This is a genomic window from Verrucomicrobiota bacterium (assembly GCA_037139415.1).
Classification (GTDB): Bacteria; Verrucomicrobiota; Verrucomicrobiia; order Limisphaerales; family Fontisphaeraceae; genus JBAXGN01.
On sequence record JBAXGN010000092.1, the window covers coordinates 1 to 22845 of the forward strand.

A 22845-nucleotide genomic window follows, 5' to 3' on the forward strand; every position below is an offset into this window, starting at 1 on the left:
TGGTGCCGCCCTCGGGCAGGGCGTCGCGGGCGTTGATGCACAGGTTCAGGAGGGCCTGATGAAGCTGGGTGGTATCGCCCTGCACCGGCCATAGGTCGTTGGGTACGTCCAGGCGCGGTTCGATATTCCGGGGGAAGGTTTCCTGAATGATGTTGACCAGTTCGTTCTGGATCGGACGCACGGGCAGGGACACCTGGACGCCGGGGGTGCCGCGGGCAAAGGTGAGCAGTTGCTTGATAATGTCCGACCCGCGCTGGGCGCTGGTCTCCATGGCGTCAAGCATCGAGCGGCTGCTCGGGTCGCCGACCTCCTTGCGCAACTGCGGCACGGCTATCAGTACGGGGGTCAGGACGTTGTTCAGGTCATGGGCGATGCCGCCGGCCAGCGAGCCAAGGTTTTCCAGCCGTTGCGCCCGCAGGAACTGTTCTTCCAGCTTTTTATGCTCGGTGACGTCGAGGATGGCGACGATCAGCCCGATGACGCGCCCGGATGCATCATGCTCCGGCACATAGCGGGCATGGACCATGCGCGGCCCCGCCGGTAACGGGAGCGTGAGATCGTACTCGGTCGCTTGCCCGGCCAGCGCGGCATCCATGCACGGACAGGCCAGGGCATAAACGGCTTCGCCCAACACTTCCCGCGCGTGCTTGCCAATGATCTCCTCCCGGCGGAGCCCAAACACCTTCAGGTAAGGTTCGTTCGCAAACTTGTAGCGCCGCTCGTGGTCGTACTGGACGAGGAACAATGGCGCATGGTCGGTCACGAAGCGCAATTGTGCCTCCCGCTCGCGCAGCACCTGCTCGGCCTGCTTGCGCTCGGTGATGTCCTGCACGAGGCCGATCATCCGCACGGGTTGACCTTCCGCATTGCGCAGGTAACCGCCGGCGCACCAAATCCACCGCACCTCGTTATCCGTGCGGCGGATGCGGCACTCAAAGAACATGTACTCCTGCGCCGCCACGGCGGTGCGGTAGGCATGGTCCACGTGCGCGCGGTCCTCCGGGAGCACATGGTCGAGAAACATTTCGTAGGTCCAGTGCGGCAGCAACGCGGGGTAGCCAAAGATCTGGTCGTGGATCAGCGAGCGCTGGGCGGTGTGGTTTTGCAGGTCCAAATCCCAAGTGCCGAGGTGGCTCATTTCCAACGCAAAGTTCAGCCGATGCTCGCTCTCCCGCAGCGCCAGCTCGGCCTGCTCGCGCAATAACCGGGCGTGTAGCAGCGGGGCGACTTGAGTGGCAATGCTTTCCAGGGTGCGGAGGTCGTCCGGCGTGTAATCCGTCTCCTTGTTGGCGACCTGGAAGAGGCCAATGGCCTCGCCCTGGAACAAAATGGGCAGGGAAATGTGCCGCTGGATGGCGACGTGCCCGCCGGGGATATTGCTGGAAGGCGTGTTGACGAGGAGGCTGCGCTTCTCCCGCAGGGCGCGGGGCCAACTGCTATCGCCCCAGGTGTCGCGCGGGAACCGGATGGTCTTCTCCGGGATTTGGCACTTGTCCCAGACCTCGCGGGTCATGGTGGGGACGACGTTGGCCCCGTCTGCATCAATATAACCAAATACCCCGAATGGACTGTGCGAGACATCCAGCAGGACGTTGAGCACTTCATGGTACATTTCAGCATCGGGGACGCTAGCGAAGATGGCGGCGACGCGAACCCGGATTGCCAGCGCCAGCTCGGCCTGTTTGCGGGCAGTGATGTCGCGGAAGGGCCACACGCGGCCCACGATTTTATCGCCGAGGCGTTGGGGTTGGGAATACCGGGTGAATACGCGGCCGTCCACAAAACGCAACTCGTCTGAGGAATCGGCCTGCGGGTTGCGATAAAGCTCCTCGACCTTGGCAATAAACGCGGCTGGTTCAGCCAGTTGCGCTTGGACATGCTGCAGCAATAGCTGATCGTTGTGGGCCGCCATCAGGTCGGGTGGAATTTTCCACAACCGCAGGAATTTCTGGTTGAAGCTGGTCACCTTGCCTTGGCTATCCACCACCAGGATGCCATCCGCCGTGGATTCCAAGGTGGCGGTCAACAGCGAATAGGATTGAGCCAGCTCCTCATTCTTCTCCCGCAACGCTTGATTCAAGCGCAGGATACGGATGAACGCCTCGATGCGAACCGTCAATTCGCGATTGGAGATGGGGCGCATCAAGTAACCATCCGCCCCTGATTCAAGACCCGTAAGCTGTTCCTCCGTCTGCGTATAGGTGCCCGTGATGAGGATGACAAAGACTTCCGCGTATGCCGGGTCGGCCTTGATTCGTCGGCAGACTTCCAGGCCATCCATTCCCGGCATGTCCAAGTCCAACACCACGAGCTGCGGACGGAAGGTGGGCAGGGCCAGCAGGGTGTCTTCGCCGCTGAGGGTGGTCGCCGTGGTGTAGCCGGCCTTTTCCAACACCCGCGCGGTGCCGCGCGCGATGTCCGCGTCATCATCCACCACCAGGATGCGAATGGGTTCAATAGTCATGGGGTGTCAGTCATCAGTCATCAGTCATCATGGGATAGCCAATGGGGGCCTGGTCGTAGAAGCTAAAGTATTTGTTGCGGGCGGCTTCGAGTTCTTCCTTTACGTAGCGCAGTTCCCGGTTCTGCGCTTTCAACTCGATCTGATACACTTCCAGCTCATGGATCGTCTTCAGGGCGACTTCGGAGGTGAGCTGCTCCAGGCGTTGTGTCGCCACGGCGTCCGCATTCACCTCCGCCGGTTGGCGCTGGCTGGTTTCCTTACGGTTATCAGGAGCGTGACTCACAGGCGTAGGATTGCGCCGTTCCGGTCCGCATAGCAAGCATTTGTTTTGGCATTGCGAACGCTGACTGACGTCGCGTAGCCGTCGAGGTAAGGAGACGGATTTTTTTTACCTGAATTCCCGAATGTCGTCTGCTTATCTCGGGGGCTACGCGGAACGTGGGGATCCGTCTCCTTACCTCGACGGCTACGCGGAGGTATGGCTGCCTATACCGCCTCGACGGTCAACGTCGCGCTGAGGGCGCTGACGCGGGGACCGTTATAGGCGAGGGCCTGATACTCATAAATTAGATGACTTGAGTTTTTCCCGTCCTATTGACATCGTTGGCAGGAACACAACTGGTCGCCAACATGTTCATAACGAAAACAGAAACGAAACGGCAAAACCGAAACAGCGGTGGCAACAGCGGGGGAGCCGGAGGCGGTGAATTTTTTACCGCCGCTGGTTCTCGTTTTGGCCGTGAATGATGTAAGGAACTACATGAAACATTCAAATCTGATCGCACCCACACTTGGTCTCGCCATGGCATTGGTTTGTCTGGCACAACCGCCGATTTCTTCCGCCCAACGTAGTGGCGGAGGCGCCTCGTCGGAAGCGCAATGGCGCTTGTGGTATGCCAAACCCGCCTCGGCCTGGACGGAAGCGCTTCCCATCGGAAACGGGCGCCTGGGGGCCATGGTGTTTGGCGGCGTGGTGAATGAACGCATCCAGTTCAACGAAGGGACGCTTTGGGCAGGCGGACCGTATGATCCCAGCAGCCCGGAGGCGCTCGCGGCCTTGCCCGAGGCCCGGAAGCTGATTTTCGAGGGAAAGTATAAGGAGGCAGATGCCCTGATCGGCAAGCAGATGATGGCGCGCCCCCTCAAACAAATGATGTACCAACCGGTGGGTGATTTGAAACTGAGTTTTCCCGGTCACGAAATGACGAATGATTACCGGCGTGAACTGGATCTCGATACTGCAATCGTGAAGGTTCGCTACACCGTTGGCGGCGTAAACTATTCGCGCGAGGTATTTGCCAGTCCGGTGGATCAGGCCATCGTGATTCGGCTAACCGCCGATAAACCGGGACAAATCAGCTTTACCACCGCGATGGCCACGCCTCAAAAAGCAACGGTGGTGACCGAAGGAAACGATACCCTCGTCATGAGCGGGCAGAATGGCGATGCCTTGGGAATTGCGGGGGCGCTGAAATTCCAGGCGCGCGTGCGCATGCTCACGCAAGGCGGGCAGATCACGGCCGCCAATGACAGTTTTACGGTTACTGCCGCCGATTCCGCCACGCTGTTGATCGTGGCGGCGACGAGTTACAAAAACTTCAAGGATGTCAGCGGTGATCCCGAAGCCCTCACGAAAAATTATCTCGCGACGGCAGCGCGCAAACCGTTTGACCGCTTGCGGCGGGATCATGTGGCGGAGCATCAGCGGTTGTTTCGGCGCGTCAGTCTTGATCTCGGCGCGACGGAGGCGGGAAAACTTCCCACGGATCAGCGGATTGCCAAATTTTCGGAAGGCAACGATCCGCAACTGGCGGCCCTGTATTTCCAATTTGGCCGCTACCTGCTGATTTCCTGCTCCCGCCCCGGCGGTCAGCCGGCCACCCTGCAAGGGCTGTGGAACGAAAGCATGAAACCGCCGTGGGATAGCAAGTACACGATCAATATCAATACCGAGATGAATTATTGGCCAGCCGAACCAACCGGCCTTGGTGAATGTACCGAACCGTTGATCCAAATGGTGGGCGAACTGGTCGAACCGGGCGGGCGCACGGCAAAAGTCAACTGGGGTGCCGGAGGCTGGGTTTGCCACCATAATACGGATCTCTGGCGGGCTACGGCGCCGATTGATGGTCCCACATGGGGGTTCTGGCCGATGGGTGGGGCGTGGCTCTGCAAGCACCTGTGGGATCGCTACGACTATGGTCGCGACAAGCAATACCTGGCCCGGGCTTACCCGATCATGAAGGGGGCCGCCCAATTCTTTCTGGATACGCTGGTTGAGGAACCGGGCCATAAGTGGCTCGTAACCTGCCCGTCGCTCTCGCCCGAAAATACCCATCCGGGCGGAGCCAGCGTCTGCGCCGGGCCCTCCATGGATATGCAGATCATCCGTGACCTGTTCAGCAACTGCATTCAGGCCTCCGAAATTCTCGGTTTGGACCCGGAATTCCGGGCTAAAGTCGCCGCCTCGCGCGCTCGCCTTGCGCCGCTGCAAATCGGCAGCGCCGGTCAGCTTCAGGAATGGCTGGAGGATTGGGACATGAAGGCCCGCGAGATTCATCATCGCCACGTCTCGCATCTGTACGCCTTGTATCCAAGTGACCAGATTACCCCGCGGACCCCTGAGTTTTTTGCCGCCGCAAAGAAGTCGCTGGAGATTCGCGGTGACGGCGGCACCGGCTGGAGCCTGGCCTGGAAAATCAACCTCTGGGCGCGTCTGTTGGACGGGGATCACGCCTACAAAATGATCACCATGCTGCTGCGCCCCGGTCCCACGCTGCCAAACATGTTCGATTCCTGTCCGCCGTTCCAGATTGACGGTAACTTTGGCGGTGCCTCCGGCATCACGGAAATGTTGCTGCAAAGTCATTCCGGTGAGATACAGCTTCTTCCGGCACTCCCGAAAGCATGGCCTGCCGGCAAAGTCACCGGCCTGCGCGCGCGTGGTAATTGCTCCGTGGACATCGAGTGGAACGACGGCCAGGTGACGACGTATCGCATCACTTCCCCTGAACCGCACGAAGTCAAGGTGCGGGTGAACGGCCAGGTGAAAACGCTGACTCCGGTAACGCTTTGAAATCATGGCGGTAAAAAATTCACCACGGAAGTGTCCGGTCTGGCAGCGGATTTCACTGGGTGTCGCGCTGCTGTTATTCGGCTTGTTTTTGCCGGCCTCATGCGTGGCGGAGTCGCCGGAGTCGCTTCGCTCTCCGGTGAACCAGGTGTTCCAATTTGTGCAGCATGGCACTTGCTCCGCGTGGACAAACGGAACCCCAACCACGGCCACGGGATATCTCTGGATTCCCGAGAACTGTCGGCGGCTGCGGGGATTGGTTATCCTGTGCGCCAATGTTCCGGAACACATGCTGGTTGGCCATCCGGCCATCCGTGAGGTTTGTGCTGCCCATGACCTTGGCATCTTTTGGGGGACCCGTTCCTTTTATAATTTCAAAGCCAAGAACGAAAACCGTACGGTGGTCGCCTTCCTTCAGCAACTGCTGGATGGCCTGGCAAAAACCTCAGGTTACGAGGAAGTGGCTACTGTCCCATGGTTGCCGATGGGGGAATCGGGACACTTGCTGATGGTGGATGCCCTGGTCGAGGCGGCCCCGCAGCGATGCATCGCCGGCATCTGGATTAAGAATAATCATCTGCCGCCGAAAAACCGGGAAGTCCCGGCGCTGGTTGCGTTCGGAACCGCTCAGGAATGGGGGCAGGATAAGGTGGATATTCGCACCAATTGGAACAACATCGCCTCGGCTTACGACGGGATTCTCAAACAGCGGAAGTCCAATCCCAATTGGCCGTTCAGTTACGTCATGGATGGCACCAGTGGCCACTTCGACTGCTCGGAACGTCTGACCCGATATTTCGCCCGCTACATCGATCTCGTCGCCAAGGCGCGGCTGTCCGACCATGGCAGTCCGGCCCTGAAACCTGTTTTGTTGGAAAAAGGTTTTCTCGCCGATCTGCCTGTTCCTGGTCATGAAAATCAGCCGGTGACCGCTTTTTCCAGCGCCGCTCCCGAGGCACGCGGTGTGCCGTGGTATTTTGATAAAGCCAGTGCGGAAGAAGCGCAGGCCATCGCCCGGATCAACTGGAAAGCTGACACCCAATTGCCCGCCTTCGCCGATGAAAAGGGAACTATTTTCCCCTATACCTTCAATGGAATCACCTGGTTGCCGATCAACAAAACGCCCGTTCCGGCCACCAATTCCTTGCCCACTCCCACCCTCGAGACCGAGTCCGATGGCGTGACCTTTACGCTCAAGGGGGTGCGGTTGGAGAAGTTGCCGGAGAATTTTGTGGGCGCTGGCCAAAAACTCGCACGTGCCCCCGGCACTCCCTATATCGAATGGCTGTGCGGTGCGGTTGAGCCGCTGGGTAACGGAAAGTTTCGCATGGCACTGGACCGCACTTGGCCGTCCCCCCTTTACATTGCCGTGCGTCATCCGGGCACGGACTCAATTCGCGCCATTGTCCAGCCCGGCCAGATCAGCCGGGATGATCACTCGGAAGGCCGACCACAGAAAATCACCTTTGAGACGATTTCCGATGTGAAGGCGGGCACGGACGCTGTACCGCTCAAGGCGACCTCCGACGCCGGATTGCCCGTGCGCTTTTTTGTCACGGTCGGGCCAGCCATCGTCCAGGACGGCAAACTCATGTTCACAAAAATTCCCCCGCGCACCCGGTTTCCCGTTTCGGTGACGGTGGCGGCGTGGCAGTGGGGACGCGGCACTGAACCGAAGGTGAAAACTGCGGAAATTGTGAGCCAGACCTTTCAAATCCTACCGCCATGAGGGTAAATAAACTAATCGTCCCATGCGTGTGGTTGCTGGCCAGTCACTGGGCTTTTGCGGACCGGGTCAATTTATGACATGCGGCAGTCAATTACTGACATGTCAAAACTCGAATGGTTGTTGTAGGGTAAGCGTCCATCATAAACGATATTGAAACAAATATGAAAAGAATACACTGCCAGGTCCTCACCGGCGCATTGCTCTTTGCGTGTGCCTTCGTCCTGCCTGCCGTCGAGCCCTTCCAACCCACTGATGAATCGCTCAAACAATACCGGTGCCCCGAGTGGTTCCGCGATGCCAAATTCGGCATCTGGGCGCACTGGGGGCCGCAATGTGTGCCGGAGCAGGACTCCTGGTATGCCCGGCGTCTCTATGAACACGACGGTTTCGACACCAAGAAGGGCGTGCCCACCGGACCATCGCGCGCCAACAAATATCACCTCGAACATTACGGGCATCCGTCCAAGTTCGGCTTCAAGGACATCATCGCCCTATGGAAGGCGGAGAAGTGGGACCCGGAGCGGTTGATGGCGCTCTACAAACAGGCCGGCGCGAAATACTTCGTCAGTCTCGGCGTGCATCACGACAACTTCGCCCTCTACGACTCGAAGCTCTGCCGCTGGAACGCGGCGGAGATGGGCCCGAAATGTGACGTGGTCGCCCGGTGGCAACAGGCGGCGGCGAAAGCCGGGTTGCGCTTCGGCATCACGGAGCACCTGGCTGCGAGCTGGTGGTTTTACAGCGCGACCAAAGGGGCCGACAAGACCGGCCCGATGGCCGGCGTGCCGTATGATGGCAACGACCCGCAATACGCGGACCTCTATTGGAGCGGCAACGAGATGCCGAGCTTCTCGTATTACGGAGAGGATGTGCCCGAGGCCCACAAAATCAAATGGGGCAAACGCATCGAGGAGATCGTGGATCGTTACCATCCCGATCTGCTCTATTCCGATAGTCCGCTGCCGTATCCCGCGGAAGCTGGCCGGCAGATGTTGGCGCATTTCTACAACGACAACCTGCGCCAGCATGGCGGCAAGCTGGAGGCCATCTATAACTGCAAACAGGACGCCGAAGGTCGCTGGGTGCGCGATCTCGAACGTGGCGTCATGGAGGGGATCAATCCCGAACCGTGGCAGACCGACACGTGTATCGGCAACTGGTATTACACGGCGGGCTTCAAATACAAAACCAGCACGGCGGTGATTCAGATGCTGATTGATATCGTCAGCAAGAACGGCAATCTACTCTTGAACTTTCCCCAGCACGCGGACGGCACATTGGATCAGGAAGCGGAAACTATCCTCGCCGACCTGGCGGCGTGGATACCGGTCAACGGCGAAGGTATTTATGCGACGCGCCCTTGGAAAATCTATGGCGAAGGCCCGACCAAACTGGGCAAAGGGCACTTTGGCGGACTCAATGATACCGGCAACTACAAGCCGTCCGACATTCGCTTCACGCAATCCAAAGACGGAAAGACGCTCTACGCCTTCGCGCTTGGTTGGCCGGACGACCGCCAGCTTGTGGTGCGCTCCCTCGCGTCCGCCGCTGGAAAGATTGCGGACGTCTCGCTGCTCGGCCACACGGGTAAACTTGACTGGCAACAAACCGGCGAGGGCCTCGTCGTGAAACTGCCCGCGCAGAAGCCCTGTGCGCATGCCATCGCGCTCAAGATTTCCGCCGGGGACCTGCGGCCGGTGCCCGTGGTGTACGACAACAGCATCACGCCCGGCGCCGACGGCAGCGTTGCTCTCACACCCGCCGCCGCCGAACTGCACGGCACCAAGATTCGCGTGGAAAACAAGCAGGATCACGACTACCTCGCCGCCTGGGACAATTCCGCCGACTGGCCCTCATGGCCCATTAAGTTTCCGGCGAAGGCCACCTACGAGGTTAGCATCACCTATAGCGCCGCCTCCCGCGAAACCGCTTTCGTGGTGGAACTGGCTGGCCAGAAACTGACCGGCACCGCCACCAAGACGGCGGACTGGTACGCCTACCAGACGCTGAAGCTCGGCCGCGTTGAGGTTGCCAGCGCCGGCAAGCTGGAGCTGTCCATGCGCCCGGCCGATGTGACCAAGTGGAAGGCGATGAATATCCGCTCGCTCAAACTGACCAAAGTTGAGTGAGTCGGTGAAGGGGAGGGACCTCGGCCAGCGAGGCGGATCACGATGATGAATTACCGATGTTTGGAACTGACGAATCAAATCAATACGAAAGTTACAACCATGAAACACACCGTGACAATAGCCACGGCGCTTTTGCTCGCATCACCAGCTCGTGCGGCGATTTTAGGTGCGGACGATGTGCGATTCTTGGTCGAGCGCAATGTTGCGTGCGTCACCAACCCGGTGGCCTACAAAGCCGGGGAACAGATGAACCGGTGCATGTTGCTGGGCAACGGCGGCATCGAGGCGGCGGTGTCGTCGCCGGACGGGGCGGCGGAGAACATTCGCGTGGCGATCCACAAGAATGATTACTGGCGCGATCATCTCCTCGCCAAGGGATCCTCCGCGAACGCGAAGGGGCACTACGCGCCGAACCGCACGGTCAATGTGAATCCTGGCTACATGGATCTGCGATTCCCGGATTTCGGCGGCGCGGCATTTCGCCAGGAACAGGACATGTGGAACGCTGAAGTTCGCACGACGCTACGGAAAGGCGAACAAACGGTGTGCGTGACGGCGACCATTCCAAAACCGGCCAAGGATGTCATCGTGCAGCGCATTGAAAATCGCGGTCTGACGCCGGTGCGCGTGGTGATTGACACATTCACAAAGCAGGTTTCGCCGACGAACGATTTCCTCTACGACCTCGACGCCGGCGTGGCGACCAACGGCGACTGCGTGGCGTGGGTGAAACGCCGTACGCCGCTCGGCGAGCGTGTGGTGACGTTGCCAGAAGAATGTTCGCAGTTTCGAATGTGGGCTGCAGTGGCTACGCGCCTGCTCGGAGCGACGGTGTCGAGTCGCGTGGCGGAAGGTCGCGTCACGCTCAGCGCGGAAATCCCGCCGGGACAAACGGCGACGGTGGTGACGGTGGTGCGCGGCACCGGGATTCCACTGACACTAGACCCGGCCGATCCGTTGCCAGCAGCCTTGGTGGCGGCGGCAAAGCTGACGGCTGGTGAACTTGAGCGCCTCGCGACCGGGCATCGCGCGTGGTGGGTGCGTTTTTGGAACCATTCGCGCGTACGGCTCGACGCGGAGCCGTTGGTTGAGCGAGTTTATTACGGAGCACTCTATGTCTTCGGATGCGTGAACAAGCCGGGCGAGTACGCGTCGGGCTGCAATTCGTTCGGCGTTGAGGACTCGCCGATGTGGACGGGCGATTATCATTGGAACTACAACATCCAAGCGCCGTACTACCTGGCGTGGTCGAGCGATCGGGTTGAGTTGTCAGAACCATACGACCGGGCTGTTCGCGAACACGACGTGCCGCTGGGCCGTGCGATGGCCAAACGAGCGGGCGCGAAAGGCACGTTCTTCTGCATCGGCACCGCGCCCGGCGGCCAGATCAACGAAAACACCTCCGGCTACGGTCATCGCAGTAATGCGCTTCAGGCGGCGCTGAATCAGGTTGACCATTATCTCTTCACGCTCGATCAGGACTGGCTCTGGGCGAACTTCGAGTTCCTGAAGGCCGTCGCGGCGTATTGGGATGACGATTTGCTTAAGCACAAGGAGATGCGGCCCAACGGTTCGTATCGCTACAACATCACCGCAAACGCGCCGCTGGAAGGTTGCGGCGGTTCACTCAACGCCACGCCCACGATTGGTTTTCTGCAACATTTCTACCGCGGCCTGGTCGTGATGGTCAGCGATCTGAACCGTGCCGGCAAACCGACTGGTTTCGGCGACGCTGATCTGGCGCGCTGGCGCGACATCCTCGCGCATCTGCCGGACTACCCGGTGAGTGAAGCGTTCGGGCGAAAGATGTTCCGGTGGAGCGAAGACGATCTGGATCCGTTTGCCGTCGGCGGCTGGCACTGGAATTTGCTGCAGGTGTATCCCGCGCACCAGATCAGTATGAGTTCCGCCCCGGCGCTGGTGCAGGCGGCGGACAATGCATTGGTGCTGCGTCCCGAAGTGTTGGGCCGCGGCGGCCCATATTGCGAATACTTCGCCATCTTCGTCCGGCTCGGACATTACGCGCCGGAGATTTTGGAGCGGCTGAATTGGTTCCTAACGCACAGCCCCGGCAAGATGGGACCGTCGAACTTTGCGGTGCAGGGCGGCAACGTCGAGTGCGTCGCCATCGTGGATGAAATCCACAATTTCCTATTACAAAGCCACGAAGGGTTTCTGCGTTTCTTCCCGGCGTGGCACCACAACAACGCCGCATTCACCGGCATCCGCGCGATGGGCGCGTTCATCGTGTCGGCGGAAAAACGCGACGGCGTCTGCCGCGCGATTAGCGTTCGCAGCGAAAAGGGGCAGCGTTGCGCTGTGCTGAATCCGTGGCCGGGACACGCGCTGGAAATTCAACCGGCCGTGGCCGTCGCAGTCGAACAACGATCGTACGGCGAAGTCTGCGCGTTCCCGACAGAACCCGGCTGCAGCTACACACTCACGCCGCGCGGCGGTTTTCCCGATGCCGCGCCGTGGCCGAACCTCGCGCTCGGCAAGCCGGTGACGGTTTCCAGCGCGCACGATCCACGCAGTCGTGACGAGAAGCCAGTCTGGGCGCATCCGACGCACGTTCGCGACAATAATCCCCTGACGTGGCGGGCGGCGAACCTCACCGACGGCAACCGCCAACTCTGTTCACTGCTCACGGAAAACATGGGCTGGTGCAGTGTGCCGTCTTCGACGCAGCGCATGGAGTGGGTGACGGTGGATTTGGGCACCCCGCAAACCATCCGGCAGGTCAACCTGTGGCCGGTCGGTCGCGGCGACATGAAATACGGTCGGTACGACAAGGAAATTGTCGCGATGGATCACTCGTATGATGGGTTTCCGCTCGACTTCAAGATCATGGTGTCGGCGGACGGCACGGCCTGGCAAACTGTGATCGCAGAAACGAATTTTCTGAAGATGCCGGCCGAGGACGCGAAACCGAAGGATGCGGTGGGACCGGAATCGTTCCGTTTTGCCCCGTGCGCGGTGCGGTACGTCAAGGTGGAGTGTTCGCGGCTGCGCAAGTCGCGGTACTTTGGAAAACACACCATGCAGTTGGCCGAAGTGGAGGTGTTGCGGTGAGAATAGAAGCCATCAGTGCGCTCGTTCTCGCACTGCCGACTGCGCCTTGCTGGAAGTTCCTAGCTTTGGAAAACTCAGCGTCGGCTCTTTCCAATCTTTTGAAAACCGCAGCGCGAGACTTCCAATGTATGGAACTGACGATCAAATGAAGACGAACGTATGCACATGAAACAGATTATCACCCTCACCGCCCTGCTGCTGGTACCGCTGGCCGTCTCGGCGCAAGGCGGAATTGTTCCACTCCACCTGCGCTGCGAGTGTCTCGACAACCCGCTCGGCATCGGCACCGCGCAGCCACAGTTCGGTTGGCAGTTGGATTCGGCGCAGCGCGGCGCGCGGCAGACCGTATATCAAGTCGTCGTCATGGACGTCGGCGAGAACACCGTCTGGGACTCCGGTAAAGTCGAATCCCCGGCACAAAATGGGATCGTCTTTGGCGGAGCGCAGTTGGCCGGCAAAACTGCTTGTCGTTGGAAAGTCAAAGTCTGGGACGGGGCCGGTCGGGAATCGGCGTGGAGCGAGGCGGCCACGTTCGAAACGGGAATCGTCAATCCGCAACGGGATTGGCGCGGTGTGTGGGTGGGCGGACCGCCATCGCGCAAGGACGAGGCGGGCCATTACGCGACCAACCAGTTCAATCTCATCCGCCGCCGCTTCGAGTTGCCGGTGGAAAAGAAGATCGTCAAGGGGCGAGCCTATGTCGCGGCGCAGCACTACGCGCTCTCATTTTTCAACTTCAGCGTCAACGGCCAGAAGCCGGCAGACGTGTTTCCACTGCGGCGCGGCATCTACACCTTCGATGTCACCGCGCTGTTGCGGCCTGGCGAAAACGTCCTCGGCGCGATATTCGGCGACACCGGCAACCCGCGAAACAATCCGAAGAACAGTTCGCAGAACCGGCTGCTCTGCGATGTGGACGTCTGGTTTGCCGACGGCAGTCACTTGATCTTCGGCACCGACGAGCGCTGTCGCGGATTTCAAGGCGGCCCGGTGTTAAGCGGCGATATGTTTGATGGCGAAACGTTCGACGCACGGCAGGCCGTCGCGTGGGACCAGCCTGGCTTCGACGATAGCCACTGGACGGCCGGCACCGTGGCCCAAGCTACCGCCAAGCCGGATCGGGTGGTGCTGAACTTCGTTCGCGTCGCCGAGACGTTCGCGCCGTTGAAAATGACGACACCGAAATCGGGCGTGTGGATTTTCGATGCTGGCACACAGATCAGCGGCTGGGCACAGATGCGCGTCAACGGCCCCGCCGGCACACGCATCACGCTGCGGTTCGCGGAGCGCCTCAATGCCGACGGCACGCTCGACATTTCCACCATCACCAAAGGGCTGCCGGCGAAACAGACCGACCTGCTGATTCTGAAGGACGGCGAGCAACTTTGGGAACCAACGCTGACGTATCATGGTTTTCGGTACCTCGAAATCACCGGCTGGCCGGGAGCGCCGACGCTGTCCGACATTCGACTGCGCCGGGCGGCCGCCGATGTGCTGCGCGACCGGGCACAGTTCACCTGCTCCAATGAAATGCTTAACCGCTTCCATCGCGGGTTTGCCGATACTGAGCTGGCCAACCTGATGTTCGACCTCACGGACTGCAATCAGCGCGCCGAACGCGCGCCGTGGTCGGCTGACGGCATGTGCGTTGCCGAGGCGGCGATGACGTTTTTCGACGCGGCCCAGTTCTTCCGCGAAAAATGGCTGGAGCTTTGCCTGCATCGCGCCGGGCCGCACGGTGAGGCGGGTAACTTGGTTTACGAGACTGGCGGCTTTGCACTGCTGTGGCAGGCACAGTGCGCGTTGGTCTCGTGGGATTACTGGCAGGCTTACGGGGACAAGGCGTATCTGGCGGCCTGTTACGAGCGCGTCAAGAAATTTGCCGATTGCTGCGTGAGCTGGTTCGACCAACTCGACGAGGTCGTGTTCGATCCCAAGAAAAAAGAAATCGTCTCGCACCAGAGTAAGCAGGACTGGCTCATTGACGCCGAGACGCCCTGGCGCGACCCGGCAGGCAAGCCGTGCGAGAATCCGCTGAAGTATTGGGGCGACTGGCTGCGGCCGGATCGGCAGTGGGACAAGCGCGCCAGTTTTCTGACCAGCGCGTTTTACTTCCGCTGCCTTGACATCGCCGCGCGAATGGCTGACGCGCTTGGCAAGCAGGAGGAGGCGGCGCGTCACCGCGCCATCGCCGACAAAATTCGCAACGCGATCAACGCGCGCTGGTTAAAGGACAATCGCTTCTACTGCGACAACGATCAGACGCCGAATGCGTTGGCGCTGGCCTTCGGTATCGCGCCTGACGAGGCGCGCGCAGCCGTTGCCGACAGCCTCGCCGCTGACATTGCCGCGCGCACCAATCATCTCGCCACCGGTTGCCTCGGCACGCTGGCGCTGATGCCGGCGCTCGCCGAAAACAACCGCAACACGGTTGCCTTCGCGCTGGCGACACAGCGGAGTTTTCCGAGTTGGGGCTACATGCTCGACAAGGGGCCCGGTACGTTCTGGGAGCACTGGAATGACGAAGGAATGTCGAAGTGCCACCCGTTCATGGGCGGCTCCGTGGCCGTGTGGCTCTACCGCCACGTCGCCGGCATCAAGCCCGTGAAGCCCGGCTACGAAGCAATCGAGTTCCGCCCGGGGCTTTTCGGCGACTTGACGTTTGCGAACGCGACGATACCGACGGTGCGCGGCCCGGTCGTGTCGGAGTGGCGTTGCGACGGTGGCAAGTTTCGCTGGAGTATTTCTGTTCCCGCCAACGCGACTGCGACCGTGTTCATCCCGGCGGCGGATGCGGCTGCTGTCACCGAGTCCGGCAAGCCCGCCGTCCAGTCGGAAGGCGTGAAGTTCCTGCGAACGGAAAACCACACTGCGGTTTATGCCGTTGGCTCTGGAACCTACCAGTTCCAATCCACACTCCCAGAAAGCGTCAAATGAAGCCCATTACCTCCCTCACCCTCAGTGTCCTGCTGCTGGTGCCGCTGGCCGCGCTCCACGCTGCCGCGGACAACAGCAAGGCTGGTCCGCAACGAAATGCCAATCTCCAGGTCGAAACCACAGTGGCTCTCCCGACACCAGCGGACGAGCGGCTCGTTGGGTTGGCCTACACGACATGGTTCGGCGATGCCAACTGGTACAATGTATGGGGCACACCACAACTCGGCTTCTACCGTTCCGACGACCGCGCAGTGATTCGCCGCCATGCCGAATGGATGGTGGATGCGGGAGTGGATTTTATCTTTGTGGATTGGTCCAACAACGTGGACTACACGCCGGGCCAGCCGAAACACGCGCACCTGAAGCCGCTTGAGGAAGCGACAACGGTTCTATTTGACGAGTTCGCCTCGCTGGCACGAAGTCCGAAGATCGCGATTATGCTCGGCACCGCTGGCGCACCTCCTGCGGCATTCGACGGGCGGCTGCAGCGCAAGGCCGATCAAGTGTGGAAGACCTTCGTTGAGAATCCGCGTTACCGGCCACTGCTCCAGGAGTATCTCGGCAAACCACTTCTAATTGTCTATGCAAACACGCCGTCGCCTTACGGCACGAAACTGCCGTGGACCGATCCGCGATTCACCGTGCGTTGGATGACCGGTTACGTCACGCAACAGCCGAACTTGCGCACGCCCGATCTCGTCAGCCACGCCGGCTACTGGTCGTGGGAGGATCGTGGGGCGCAAACCTATGCCGTTCACGATGGCCAGCCGGAGGCGATGACGGTGGTGGCGAGCTGGCGCGAGGACAAACACGCTGGAATTCCCGCCGCTGGCCGCTGCGCGGGCGCAACCTTTCGCGAACAGTGGATGCGAGCACGCCACATCGGCCCGAAGTTCGCGCTGGTGGTTTCGTGGAACGAGTGGGTTCGCGGCGAACAACCGAGCGCCGAGATCAGCAAGGACATCGAGCCGTCGCGCGAGCATGGCCGGTTCTATCTCGATTTATTGAAAGAGCAAATCACGCTCTTCAAGGCCGGCAAATAGGGAAAAATTAGCCATGACAACACGAATCGTGTTAACCGTTCTTACCACTCTGTTGCTGACGCCTCTGGTCGGGCTGCCGACCGCGGTTGCGGCAGACTTGTTCGTTGCTACGAACGGTGCGGATACTCATCCGGGTACGCTGCAGCAACCGTTCCAGACCGTTCAAAAAGCCGCCAGCGTGGCTGTGGCGGGAGACACGGTGCATATTCGCGCCGGCATCTATCGCGAAATGGTGATTCCCGCCAACTCCGGAACCGGCAACGCGCCGATCACCTTTCAACCGTATCAATCCGAAGTTGTCACACTCAGCGGCGCCGACCTGATTCAACCCGGTGACTGGGTTGTGTATAGCAACCACATTTACAGTGCCCCGATGAGTTGGAGCTTGGAATCCAGCAACCAGGTTTTTCTGGATGGCCAGATGCTTATCGAGGCGCGTTTTCCCAATACCACGCTTGATGTTTCCCGCCCGGTCAAACTCCTGGCTGAGGCCGGTTCTCACAGCGGCGCCAAGCCCAAGGCGATTGCCACCATCAACCATCCGGAGCTGAAGCAACCGGCGAATTATTGGGTGGGAGCCACCATCAATGTGGCCTTGGGGAAAGTCTGGGTGGCCGAGACCGCAACCATCCTCAGCAATGCGCCCGGTTGGGTCAGTTTCCTTACGAGTGGTGAAGCCTATTATCTCCCGAATAAGGGGAACCCGTTTTTCCTGTTTGGGAAATTCACGGAACTGGACGCTCCGGGGGAGTGGTTTTACCGGGACGACGCGCAACGGCTTTATCTTTGGACGCCCCAGAGCGATCATCCTGCAGCGCATCAGGTGGAAGCGAAGCGGCGGCAGTTTGCCTTTGACTTGCGCGGACGCACCCATATCAACGTGCGGGGGCTTCGGTTGTTCGGGTGCAGTATTAATACCGATGCGGACAGTTCCCATATTCTGCTGGATTCCCTCGAAGTAAAATACGTTTCCCATTGGACCCGGCAAGTTCGCTGGCGGACCGGCACCTGGGATTCAGGCATCATTCTTGCGGGAACGCATTGCACGATCCAGAACAGCACCATTGCCTATAGCGCCGGCAATGGCGTGGCCTTGAAGGGCAGCTACAACACTGCTTCCAACAACGTCATCCACGACGTGGATTATTCGGGCAATGCCGGGGCCGGGATCAATACCGGCAAATCATTGGGCAACGTCATCGCCAACAACAGCATCTATGATAGTGGTCATCGGTTGATTGACATTGGGGGACTCGAAGCGGGTTATGTGCATCACAACGAGGTCTGGCACGGCGGAATCCAAATGACCGATTTTGGCGGCATCTACACCGTCGCGACTGACGGGAAGGGCACGCGGATTTGCTACAACGTGGTTCGCGACTGCGATGGCACGAGCAATGGCCTGAAGCAACGCAATAATTCCAAAGGCATCTACATTGACAATGGCGCATCCAATTACGTTCTGGACCATAATGTCACTTGGAACGTGGACAATGGCATCATTTTGAATTCCCGGCCCGATCATCCCGAAGAAGTGAACCGGAACGTCATCATTCTGAACAATACGCTTCAAGGTGGGCGGAGCTATGGCTGGCGCGAAAATTCCAATCCCGGCGGGTTGATCGCCAATAACATTTTCCTGGCCGGCGATTTCATTCATCCCGCCGCGAAGGCATCCAATAATTTAACAGCCAAAACTGACCCGAAGCTGGTGAATCCCGCCGGTCATGATTACCGGTTGCAGCCCGGGTCGTCGGCGATAGATGCCGGGCTGAAATATCCGCCCTACACGGATGGCTTTACCGGCAATGCGCCCGATTTGGGAGCGTATGAACAGGGAGTGCCCGCATGGAAAGCCGGAGCGAATCGATAGGAAAAGTTGACAGCACCTTTATCTGAATAATACAGTCATACAATGAAAATAAAGCATGCCCTAAAGTCCGGTACTACACTGATTGCCATCATGTTGCTTATGGCCTGTGCCATCGCCGCTAACGCCGCCGAAAAATCCAAACCCACCATGGACGGCACTTCCGCCGACATGTGGGGCGATGGCAAAACGACCGGGACCAATTTGGTTCGCGGCGCGTGGCTGAAGGAATCGCGGTTCGCGATGTTCATCCACTGGGGGCTGTATTCCGAGCTGGGCGGCAAGTGGAACGACAAGACTTATTACGGTATCGCCGAGTGGATCATGAACCGGGCCAAAATTCCCGCTGCCGAGTATGAGAAGGTGGCCGGGCGCTTCAATCCCACCGCCTTCGAGGCAAACGAGTGGGTGAAGCTGGCCAAGGCGGCTGGCATGCGTCATATCATGATCACCGCCAAACACCACGAAGGGTTCGCCATGTTCAAGTCGGCTGCCAGTCCCTATAATATTGTGGATGCCACCCCCTTTAAGCGCGATCCCATGAAAGAACTCGCCGAGGCCTGTCGGGCCGGGGGATTGCGGCTCGGATTCTACTACTCCCAAACCGCCGACTGGCACGAGCGCGACGCGATGGGCAACACATGGGATTGGCCCAAGGAGGGACGCGATTTCCAGCGTTACCTCAAGACCAAAGCCATCCCGCAGATCGAGGAATTGCTGCGCGGTTACGGCCCGATCGCGGGCGTCTGGTTTGACACTCCGGGGCCGATTACGCCGGAGGAGTCAAAGATGCTGGTGGACCTTGTACACCAACTTCAGCCCCAATGCCTCGTGAATAGCCGTATCGGCAACAACCTGGGCGACTATGACACGCTGGGTGACCAGGAAATCCCGCGTCTGCCCCGGCCCGGCCTTTGGGAAACACCGGATACTCACAACGACACCTGGGCCTATGCCTGGTATGATCGCAATTGGAAGAGCCCGCGCGAGATCGCCGAGCGCCTGGTGCGCGTGGTCAGCCGGGGTGGCACCTACATGCTCAACGTCGGCCCCGACGGCACTGGCCGCATTCCGGAACAGTCGGCGCGCATTCTGCGCGAGGTGGGCCAATGGGTTCACGCGCATGAGGAGGCTATCCATGGCGCGGACCCGACGCCATTTGGCCCGCTGGCGTGGGGCGAATGCACGATGCGCGGGAATACCCTGTTTCTGCATGTGATCAAGTGGCCGGCTGATGGCCGGCTTGTCGTTCCCGGACTCAAGACCAGGGTGAAAAACGCACGGCTGGATGGCAGCGGAAAATTGACCGTGAAAACCACTACGGATGCCGTGGTGATCGCACTGCCCACCAAACGGCCCGAAACCCTTATCCCGGTCGTGACGCTGGAACTGGCGGGACCGGCGGAAGCGAGCCGCGAAGCGTTTTTGCTCAACGGCTGCCGTTATACGTTGGAAATCGGCGTGGCCGCGCTGGCAGGTTGCAAGCAGACGGATGTGCGTTGGATGGAGAAGTTTGGCGATTGGAAACACGCCGAGTGTGTCGCCGGTTGGCAGGGGGCGGACAGCGCGGCCACTTGGGGGTTCCGCACCGTTGAGCCAGGTTCCTTTTATCTCGACGTGGAATATACCTGTCCCGCCGAGGATGATTACTCCGAATGGCGTGTACGCAGCGGGGATGCCAACCTGACCTTTCCGCTGATTGACACCGGCGAGCGTCCCAAGCGCGCGGCGTTTGGCGGGGCATTGCCGCGGTTCCGGACCTACCGGGTCGGTGTGCTCGATTTTCCCAAAGCCGGTGCGCAGCAACTCAGCTTCGGTCCCACCGGGCTGGAAGGAAAAGGCATCCGGGTTTCGTCGCTCACCCTGACGCCGGTGGAGTAAAATATCAGGTTTACTTTTGAATTATTGTTTGTTTCCCATCAGCCTGAAATATATGTTCTTTATACGGTCGTTCAGGATAATACAGGCGCAGCGATTTGATGTTGCGCTCTATAGTTCTCAGGCCATCCATCGGCTTGATAACATTAATATGCGCAAAGTCCCTATCTTCTCACTCACCGCCTTGTTGCTGGCGCCGATGGTCGTGCGAGCTGGCGATATCACCCCGGTGCAACGGTCTATCCCTGCCAGACAGCAGGGATCAACCCTCTTCAATCCCGCTGAACCCTATGACGTGAATTTGCCGGTCTATCCGGTAACCTACAGCGAAGAGCAACAGCAGGCTCAACGCGCCGCAGGCCTCGCCCTGGTCAAGGAGGTCAACGAAGCCATGCGCAGCAGGAAGCCGGAGTACCGTGCCAAACCGGGAATCTACCGTCTGCCCAAGGGGGTCAACTTCGTGACCCGTGACATTGACCGATTCGCCCTGCATCTGCCGGATTGCGAACTCATCCTGGAGCCCGTCCCCGACCGGCACCTGTTCTCCTTTGGCCGGGCCAAGTCTTTTACCCTCACCGGACCGCTCAAGGTGGATTATGATCCCCTGCCGGAATCCCAGGGCCGAATTGTCGCCGCAGATTTCGCTACCAAGCGGGTGACGGTGGCGGTTCGGCCCGGCTACCATGCGCTCACTCCAAAAATCAGTGATAAAAAGAGCAGCGATAAGACCCGGGAAGAAGAACGCTTCTACACTTACAGTCCCTCGGGTGTCTGGCTGCCTAATATGTCCTGGTCCGGTTTCTCCTGGAACGATGCTGTCCTAGCAGCCGATGGTCGCACGGTGACATTCACCGCCGGGAAAGGCGTTGCCAGCAAGCTTTGGGAAGAACTCTACCAGTCCAACAACCTGGTCTCACTGGGCATGGCCGGTTGCGGCGTGCTGTTTTGCATCTGGCCCGATCAACTCGGCGAACTTACCGTCCAGGATCTGGATTTCTACGGCGGAGGTTTCGGCTGGGGCAATGCCACCGGCGAGACCACCCTGACGCGCGTCCGCGGCCTGCGGCGACCAGGGACCAACCGGCTCCAGGGCGGTGGCGGCTGGCAATCGGGCAAGCGCGAAGGCCGGGTGACACTGGATAGTTGCGAATTCCGCACCACCTATGACGATATCCTCGACCTCTCTTCCGGCAGTATGGATATGGTGTGGCAGCAGGCAGGTCCGCGCCAACTGGTCATCTGGAGCGCAGATTCCCATCATTACGAACAGGACAAAGCGGGGGACGCCTTCATCTTTTACGATAAAAGTTTTATCCCCGTCACCGACGCGAAGCTGCTGTTGGCCGAGCGTATTCCCAATGAACAGGCCAAGCCCTGGGTGCAACCGGCGGCGGAACTCGTCCGTACCAAGCTCCATTTCAAAGATCACACGGGTGGTCGTGCTTTCTGGCGTCTGACCTTGGACAAGGATCTCACCCTGGAACCGGGCACGTTGGTGGAGGACCTCGCCAATCGTCAGATGGAGGTCGTGATGCGCAATTGCGTCTGGTACGATTGCGGGGTGCGGGCGATGATCCAGAGCGGACGCAGGATCGAGATCACCAATAACACCTTCGTTCGGGTCGCCAGTGGGCTATGGGTTTCCACCGACGCCTGGTGGTGGCAGGGTGAGACGGTCCACAACGTTGTTATCGCCAACAACCTGTTCGTTGATTGCAGCTACGGATCATTATGGGGTTCGGGAAATGCCGCCATCACCGTCCACAACGGCATCAAGCCCATCGCCTCCTTCCCTGGCCGTTATCCCAATAGCGACATCGTCATCCGCGACAACCGTATCGAGGGCTCCAGTTCCGGTGGCATTATGGTGCAGAACAGCGATCACGTGCAGATTACCGGCAACGAATGCCGCCGGCTGTTCCAGCGCAAAACCCACGCTGCGGCCATCGCCGTCTCAGGCAGTGCGCATGTGACGATCACTGGCAACCGCATCCAGGATTGCCCTGCATCCGCCATCAAGGCGGACTGGGTGGATGGCCTTGAGTGCAGCGCCAATACCGCCAGCCATCTGGGAACTGCTGGAAAGCGTGCCGTCATGGTGGACCTTGATCATGTTCGCCAGGGCCAAGTTCAAGGCAACACCGCCGACCAGTCCCAGCTCGACGCCGTGGTTCGTCTGATGAATTGCAGCGATTTGAAATCGGACCGTAATGCGGCTAGCGATTCTCCGGCTACACCGGCCGTTAAGGACGAAATGCTGAATTGGTAGCGTTGAAAAAGCCTTGCGACGATAAGTGGTAAAACCAAATAAGTATGAACTTGAACCCAATTACCAAACTAACCCTCGCCGTCCTGGCCCTGGCTTTCTCGGTCTCAGCCAGCGAGATTGCGGTGTCCAAACTCGACCTCAGCAAAGCCGTCCAAGGCAACTGGAAGGCACAAGTCAATAAGTCCACGGTCAAAAACAAGCCGATCACCCTTGGCGGTGTTGCCTACACCAACGGGATTGGTCCGAAAGGGCCACAAAGGGTTCGCGACTTGTGGCGTCAAAAAGACCTTGGCAAGCAGGCAGAAGGGTTCTCAGCCGATGTTCCGCGCCATGGCTGCATGATGATTCGCGTGTTTCCCGAGAAATGAGCAGGAGGAATCG

12 protein-coding genes are annotated in these 22845 nt (G+C 59.5%); 10 read left to right on the forward strand and 2 right to left on the reverse strand.

Annotated features, from left to right (window positions below; all coding sequences use genetic code 11):
* On the reverse strand, nucleotides 1–2464 hold a 2464-nt coding region (locus WCO56_16510; GenBank protein ID MEI7731178.1), incomplete at its 3' end, for a PAS domain-containing protein.
* Between the two features lie 13 nt (nucleotides 2465–2477).
* On the reverse strand, nucleotides 2478–2747 hold the full coding sequence (locus WCO56_16515; GenBank protein MEI7731179.1) for a hypothetical protein: 270 nt from the start codon (nucleotides 2745–2747) through the stop codon (nucleotides 2478–2480).
* Nucleotides 2748–3224: 477 nt separating this feature from the next.
* On the opposite strand from WCO56_16515, the gene WCO56_16520 reads away from it, so the two are divergent.
* The 10 genes from WCO56_16520 (at nucleotide 3225) to WCO56_16565 (ending at nucleotide 22832) form a co-directional block, all read left to right on the forward strand.
* On the forward strand, nucleotides 3225–5540 hold the full coding sequence (locus tag WCO56_16520; GenBank protein ID MEI7731180.1) for a glycoside hydrolase family 95 protein: 2316 nt from the start codon (nucleotides 3225–3227) through the stop codon (nucleotides 5538–5540).
* Nucleotides 5541–5544: 4 nt separating this feature from the next.
* Entirely contained in the window at nucleotides 5545–7266 is a 1722-nt protein-coding gene (locus WCO56_16525; GenBank protein MEI7731181.1) for a hypothetical protein, read from the forward strand.
* 161 nt (nucleotides 7267–7427) lie between these two features.
* On the forward strand, nucleotides 7428–9395 hold the full coding sequence (locus tag WCO56_16530) for an alpha-L-fucosidase (GenBank protein MEI7731182.1): 1968 nt from the start codon (nucleotides 7428–7430) through the stop codon (nucleotides 9393–9395).
* A 99-nt stretch (nucleotides 9396–9494) separates the two neighbouring features.
* On the forward strand, nucleotides 9495–12467 hold the full coding sequence (locus WCO56_16535; GenBank protein MEI7731183.1) for a discoidin domain-containing protein: 2973 nt from the start codon (nucleotides 9495–9497) through the stop codon (nucleotides 12465–12467).
* A gap of 165 nt (nucleotides 12468–12632) precedes the next feature.
* On the forward strand, nucleotides 12633–15404 hold the full coding sequence (locus WCO56_16540; GenBank protein ID MEI7731184.1) for a family 78 glycoside hydrolase catalytic domain: 2772 nt from the start codon (nucleotides 12633–12635) through the stop codon (nucleotides 15402–15404).
* The gene (locus WCO56_16545) at nucleotides 15401–16447 is read left to right on the forward strand and encodes a hypothetical protein (protein MEI7731185.1); all 1047 of its coding nucleotides are present in this window, start codon (nucleotides 15401–15403) and stop codon (nucleotides 16445–16447) included. Before WCO56_16540 ends, WCO56_16545 begins: the two co-directional genes overlap by 4 nt.
* A 13-nt stretch (nucleotides 16448–16460) precedes the next feature.
* Nucleotides 16461–18320, forward strand: a complete 1860-nt coding sequence (locus WCO56_16550) for a right-handed parallel beta-helix repeat-containing protein (protein MEI7731186.1) — start codon at nucleotides 16461–16463, stop codon at nucleotides 18318–18320.
* A gap of 42 nt (nucleotides 18321–18362) precedes the next feature.
* Nucleotides 18363–20198, forward strand: a complete 1836-nt coding sequence (locus WCO56_16555; protein ID MEI7731187.1) for an alpha-L-fucosidase — start codon at nucleotides 18363–18365, stop codon at nucleotides 20196–20198.
* A gap of 148 nt (nucleotides 20199–20346) precedes the next feature.
* Nucleotides 20347–22464, forward strand: coding sequence for a right-handed parallel beta-helix repeat-containing protein (locus tag WCO56_16560; protein MEI7731188.1), 2118 nt, complete (start codon nucleotides 20347–20349; stop codon nucleotides 22462–22464).
* Nucleotides 22465–22508: 44 nt separating this feature from the next.
* The gene (locus WCO56_16565; GenBank protein ID MEI7731189.1) at nucleotides 22509–22832 is read left to right on the forward strand and encodes an NPCBM/NEW2 domain-containing protein; all 324 of its coding nucleotides are present in this window, start codon (nucleotides 22509–22511) and stop codon (nucleotides 22830–22832) included.
* Nucleotides 22833–22845: the final 13 nt, after the last annotated feature.